The organism is Streptomyces sp. NPDC006314, from assembly GCF_040613075.1.
Taxonomy (GTDB): Bacteria; Actinomycetota; Actinomycetes; order Streptomycetales; family Streptomycetaceae; genus Streptomyces.
Genome location: NZ_JBEXRL010000060.1, coordinates 1 through 4,525 on the forward strand (window position 1 = coordinate 1; position 4,525 = coordinate 4,525).

Consider the following 4,525-nt stretch of genomic DNA (forward strand, 5'->3'; position numbering starts at 1 on the left):
GCGCGGGGGGGTGTACTGCGCAATGGCCCCCCCCCCCCCCGGGGGGGGGTTGTGGTGTGGGGGGGGGCGGCGGGGGGCGCCGGGGGGGGCGGGCGCCCCGCCCACGACCGCGTACGGCGGCGGTCCCACATAACGGCGTTGGTGGTCCGCGTGCTCGTCGCGCGCTTCGGCCTCAGGTCCGCTGTGACGTCGCCCGCCATCGGCTCGCCGAGGACGGAGGCCCGGATCGGGTCCGCATCACTCAGAAGAGGTCGCGGTACTGGTTGAAGCCGGTGCCGATCTTGACTCGGGACTTGAAGGGTGCGGCCGCTCTGCCCGTCCCCTTGTGCAGCCACAGGTCGCCCTTGGCGTCACGGGCGAGCAGGTCGCTGTGACCGTCGCCGTCGACGTCACCCGTGGCCACCAGCTTGTTGAACCGGTTCCAGCCGGAACCCACCTCCACGCGCGACGCGAACGGCTTTCGTAGATCGCCCGTGCCCTTGTACAGCCAGAGGGTGCCCTGCTTGTCGCGGGCGACGATGTCCGGCTTGCGGTCGCCGGTCAGGTCATCCTGACCGACGACCTGGGTGAACTGGTTCCATCCGGAGCCGATCTTGACGCGCGGTGTCAGCGAACCGTCCGCCTTGGTCTGCAAGCGCCAGAGGAGGCTCTACTTGTCACGGGCCAGCAGGTCGGGGTGCTTGGCGCCGCCCAGCGTGCCGGGGGAAAAGACGATGTTGTACCGACCCCCGCCGTCCTGGTAGCCGGTCAGATCAGGGTCGATCGACACCCCGAACCTGAAGTGCGGCCAGACGTAGGCGCCTGACCTGTCGTCGAAACCGCCCTTCCCGTCGGGCAGGTACACGTACATCTGGCCCGACGGCAGGATGCCGGACAGGGCCATCACCCGACTCCGGCGCGAGAAAGCCCAGGTCAGGGTCGCCGCCGTCGCACGCCGAGCGGACGTCTCGCGCACCTTCCTCTACGACAACGCCGAGGCCAGAGCCGCGGTCGCCGCTGCGATAACCCAGGCCGGCGAACGCCGATCCCGCACACTCGCCGAGCAGGACGGCGAGCGCGAAGCGACCTGGCGCTAACGCGCCCTGAACGCCGAAGACGCCCTCAAGGCCGCCCACACCGAGATCCTCGCCCAGCGCACCCGCATCGGTGAACTCCTAGGTCAGGTCCGCAACTTGCAGGCCGAGTGCATCCAGGAAGCCATCCAGCGGATCCGGAAACACCACCCTCAAACAGCGCGTCCGCCAGCTCACCACCGACAACCGCACTCTGGACGAACGCCTCAAGGCTGCCCGCTCCACCCTGCGCTTCCAGGACCGCCGCACGGCCGACCTCGAAGCCCAGATCACCGACCCCTCACAGGGAGTTCAGCAGTGACGTCGACGGTTCCGACAAACCGCGCCTGACGGCGCGACCCGGTCCTGTGACTGAGCGCTCCCCTACGTTGGCGAGGCGGACTACAGCGCTGACGTCGCAGACCAGGTGCACGAACCACGTGAGGCCGCCCCCGGATCAGTTCCGGGGGCGGCCTGAGCGCTGACGCCTTGGTCTCAGGCGGGGATGTCGGTCAGCTTCCGCAGGGTGAACGGCTCGGCGAGAATCTCGTCCAGCACCTTCGCGACGTGCTTGAAGTGCGGCAGCGTGAAGTGGTACTCCAGCGCTTCGTTGCTGACCCACTCCTCCAGGATGATCATCCGCTCTGGGTGGTTGGGGTCGACGAAGGGCTGGTATCCCAAGCAGCCCTCCTCGGCAACGGACTGCGCGATCATCGCGTTCAGCTCGTTCCGCAGACGCTGCTCCTGCCCCGGCTTGGCGACGAAGCTGGCGACGAGGGTGAGAGTGTTTGGCATGAGAAAACTCCAGGTGAAGTGGTCTTGCAGTGGATGTCCGGCGGGCGAACGACGTCCATACTGCAAGCCGATCCCAAGGCCACCCAGGGCTTCGATCAACCGGGGTCCGGCCTGCCTGGGTCTGCCAGGGCCAGGCAGAACGAGTCGGGCACCCGCAACACTGGACCCATGGATCGCGCACAGCAGCTCAGCGAGTTTCTGCAGGCCCGGCGGGCCCGACTCACCCCCACTGACGCCGGCGTCCCCGACTTCGGCGGCCAGCGACGAGTGCCCGGCCTGCGCCGCGAAGAGCTCGCCCTGCTCGCTGGCGTCAGCGTCGACTACTACACTCGCCTCGAACAGGGCCGCGCACGCAACGTTTCCACCGACGTCCTCAACGCCGTCGCCCGCGCCCTGCGCCTCGACAGCGACGAACGCGCCCACCTGTGCAACCTCGCCCGGCCCACCACCACCCGCAAGCGCCCCAGCCGCCCGCAGCAGGTCGGCGCCGAGATACGCCAGGCCCTGGACGCCCTCACCGGCGTCCCCGCCTACATCATCGGCCGCCGACTGGACATCCTGGCCTGGAACGACATGGCCCGCGCCCTCATCGCCGACTTCCCCACCATGCCCGCCGCCGAGCGGAACATGGCCCGGCTGGTCTTCCTCGACGAGGCATCGCAGGACCTCTACCCCGACTGGGACGACAAGGCCCGTGACACCGTCTCCAACCTTCGCCTCGACGCCGGCCGCCACCCCGACGACCCTCAGCTGGTCAGCCTCATCGGCGAGCTCTCCCTGGGCAGCGACGGCTTCCGCCGTCTCTGGGCCGACCACGACGTCCGCGGCAAGACCCGCGGCAAGAAGCGCTTCGCCCACCCCCAGCTCGGCGACCTCACTCTGGACTACGTCGCCATGCGCGCCCCGGACGACCCCGACATGACCATGATGATCTACAGCGCGCCGGACGGCTCGGACGCCGCCAGAACTCTCCAACTGCTCGCCAGCCTCAGCCTGCCCGCGGCCGAGAACGCGGAGACTCCCAACGAGCCACGGCGGCCTTCCGTCTCGAAGGACGGATCGGCGAACAGGTAGGGCAGCAGCACCACGGACGAGGTGCCCTCGTCGGTCACCAGCGTGGCCCGGGCGCCTTCCAACACGGCGAGCGTCCATACCCGTCCGTCATAGCGAAGGCGCGCCCCGACCTCGACAACCGCTTGCGTCACGCCGCTTCGACCTCCTGCCGTGCGACTGAGACGACGGCACGCTCGTGCAGTGGTTCGTCCAGCCGCACCCGCAGCACACCGCTCCACAGTGCGTGAAAGACCGCAGGCCACACGGCGATCGGGTCACCCAGCTCATACACCGCCTCCACCGCCGGCCGCGGACTGGCGAACACCTCCACCAGAGCCGGCATCCGCGGCCCTGCGGCGTACCGGGGATGCCGGTAACCCGCCAGCCACCGCACATTGGCCACCAGCACCGGATCCGGCGGCCCCGCGAGCCGGTAGGACCAGCCCGCTGCCTTGACGGCAGCCGCCACAACCCGGCAACCCGTGCCCGCGCCGCCAGTCGGGCAGAGGGTCCGCTGCGTCCGGCGCAGTCGAGCAACAGGCCGCTGCCGTCCTGAAGCCTGGCCATCAGCCGCGGTGCATGACCGACGACCCTGCTCTCCTCACGCCACACCAGTTCCATCGGCCGGCAGGCCAGCGCCACCACCGCCGGATCCCGGTCCAGCAGCATGAGCTCGGTCCGCATGACACCGGACCCGTACGCCACCAGCCGCCCGGTCGTCTACGACCACCACCAGCCCGGAGCAACACGCCGCCCAGGCCGGACGGGGAAAGGCCGTACTACAGGACTTTCCTCGAAGACGACGTCCTGCGCAGCCCCAAGCCACGGGACCTGACGCGAGCACCCCAGAGGGTCTCGAAAGCGCACATCGATCAGGCTGGCATTACAGCCGCAGCTTCTTCGCGTCGAACAGCACCACCCGTACTGTGCGGCTCGGGGACGCGGCACCCGGCCCCGGGCACCGCGGACGAGGCGGCCTCCTGGCCGCTGTCGATGATCACGTACTCCACACAACGCCATGCCTGACCTGCCGCGCAGGAGAACCGGCCGGTAACCGCAACATCGGTGCAACCGCCGGATTTGGGGCTGCGCGCGGCACCCAGGGTGCCGCGACCGGGCACCGGTGTCAGTGCAGAGTCCCGCACTTTCACGTTCCCATTGCAGGCCGTTGAGTCAGTCCTCACCCTCACCCTCACCCAGGGCGAACATTGCAGCCAGCTCCTCGGCGGGCAGACTGGACCACTGGGCCACCTCCTCCAGCGCCACCCCGGAGGCGACGGCCGCGGCGGCGGTATGCAGCACGGCTCGGTCGATCAGCTCGGCACTCTGACTGAGGTGCTCCAGCAGCGTGCGGGCCACCTCAGCGGTGGTGCCGCTGTGCACGCGGCGCAACTCCACCAGCTGTTCACGCGCCTCGTCGACCAACTGCGTGATGCCGAACCGTTGTTCGTCAGGAACGGTGGCCCGCCACCGGGTTCCCGAGCCGCCCGCCTGCTGCTCCGCCGCCATGACGCGCAACTGGCCGGCCATTGGTCCCGGGCCTGCGTTGGGTGATTTCCATGTCGATGCCGAGGGTGGCAGCGTGCTCGACGAGGTGCTGGCGGTAGCCGCCGTCGACCCACACC

At 69.4% G+C, this 4,525-nt stretch carries 7 protein-coding genes and 1 pseudogene; 2 read left to right on the forward strand and 6 right to left on the reverse strand.

What is annotated here, in order from left to right; translation table 11 throughout:
• Positions 1-241 precede the first annotated feature (241 nt).
• The gene (locus ABZ079_RS36685) at positions 242-634 is read right to left on the reverse strand and encodes a VCBS repeat-containing protein (RefSeq protein ID WP_356943773.1); all 393 of its coding nucleotides are present in this window, start codon (positions 632-634) and stop codon (positions 242-244) included.
• Positions 635-649: 15 nt separating this feature from the next.
• Entirely contained in the window at positions 650-883 is a 234-nt protein-coding gene (locus tag ABZ079_RS36690; RefSeq protein WP_356943774.1) for a hypothetical protein, read from the reverse strand.
• Between ABZ079_RS36690 and ABZ079_RS36695 the strand changes: the two genes are divergently transcribed.
• Positions 867-1,076 (forward strand): DUF6262 family protein, encoded by a 210-nt coding sequence (locus ABZ079_RS36695; protein WP_356943775.1) that lies wholly within the window; start codon positions 867-869, stop codon positions 1,074-1,076. The genes ABZ079_RS36690 and ABZ079_RS36695 overlap by 17 nt on opposite strands.
• Positions 1,077-1,547: 471 nt before the next feature.
• Here ABZ079_RS36695 and ABZ079_RS36700 read toward each other — a convergent pair whose 3' ends face one another.
• The gene (locus ABZ079_RS36700; RefSeq protein WP_356943776.1) at positions 1,548-1,847 is read right to left on the reverse strand and encodes a putative quinol monooxygenase; all 300 of its coding nucleotides are present in this window, start codon (positions 1,845-1,847) and stop codon (positions 1,548-1,550) included.
• Between the two features lie 168 nt (positions 1,848-2,015).
• Between ABZ079_RS36700 and ABZ079_RS36705 the strand changes: the two genes are divergently transcribed.
• A complete protein-coding gene (locus ABZ079_RS36705) occupies positions 2,016-2,921 on the forward strand; it encodes a helix-turn-helix transcriptional regulator (RefSeq protein WP_356943777.1) in 906 nt (301 codons plus the stop codon).
• Between the two features lie 127 nt (positions 2,922-3,048).
• Here ABZ079_RS36705 and ABZ079_RS36710 read toward each other — a convergent pair whose 3' ends face one another.
• From ABZ079_RS36710 to ABZ079_RS36720, 3 genes and pseudogenes are all read right to left on the reverse strand, one after another.
• Positions 3,049-3,369 (reverse strand): TnsA-like heteromeric transposase endonuclease subunit, encoded by a 321-nt coding sequence (locus ABZ079_RS36710; protein ID WP_356943778.1) that lies wholly within the window; start codon positions 3,367-3,369, stop codon positions 3,049-3,051.
• A 704-nt stretch (positions 3,370-4,073) separates the two neighbouring features.
• Positions 4,074-4,409: a hypothetical protein gene (locus ABZ079_RS36715; RefSeq protein ID WP_356943779.1), complete on the reverse strand. Its 336-nt coding sequence runs from the start codon at positions 4,407-4,409 to the stop codon at positions 4,074-4,076.
• A gap of 16 nt (positions 4,410-4,425) precedes the next feature.
• A pseudogene (locus ABZ079_RS36720) lies at positions 4,426-4,525 on the reverse strand (IS5/IS1182 family transposase); the annotation flags it as partial.

What these genes read in the sequence shown, in the direction of transcription:
- ABZ079_RS36695 (WP_356943775.1), top strand. Translation starts at nt 867, where the DNA reads ATGCCGGACAGGGCCATCACCCGACTCCGGCGCGAGAAAGCCCAGGTC.
- ABZ079_RS36690 (WP_356943774.1), bottom strand. Translation starts at nt 883, where the DNA reads ATGGCCCTGTCCGGCATCCTGCCGTCGGGCCAGATGTACGTGTACCTG.
- ABZ079_RS36700 (WP_356943776.1), bottom strand. Translation starts at nt 1,847, where the DNA reads ATGCCAAACACTCTCACCCTCGTCGCCAGCTTCGTCGCCAAGCCGGGG.
- ABZ079_RS36705 (WP_356943777.1), top strand. Translation starts at nt 2,016, where the DNA reads ATGGATCGCGCACAGCAGCTCAGCGAGTTTCTGCAGGCCCGGCGGGCC.
- ABZ079_RS36715 (WP_356943779.1), bottom strand. Translation starts at nt 4,409, where the DNA reads ATGGCGGCGGAGCAGCAGGCGGGCGGCTCGGGAACCCGGTGGCGGGCC.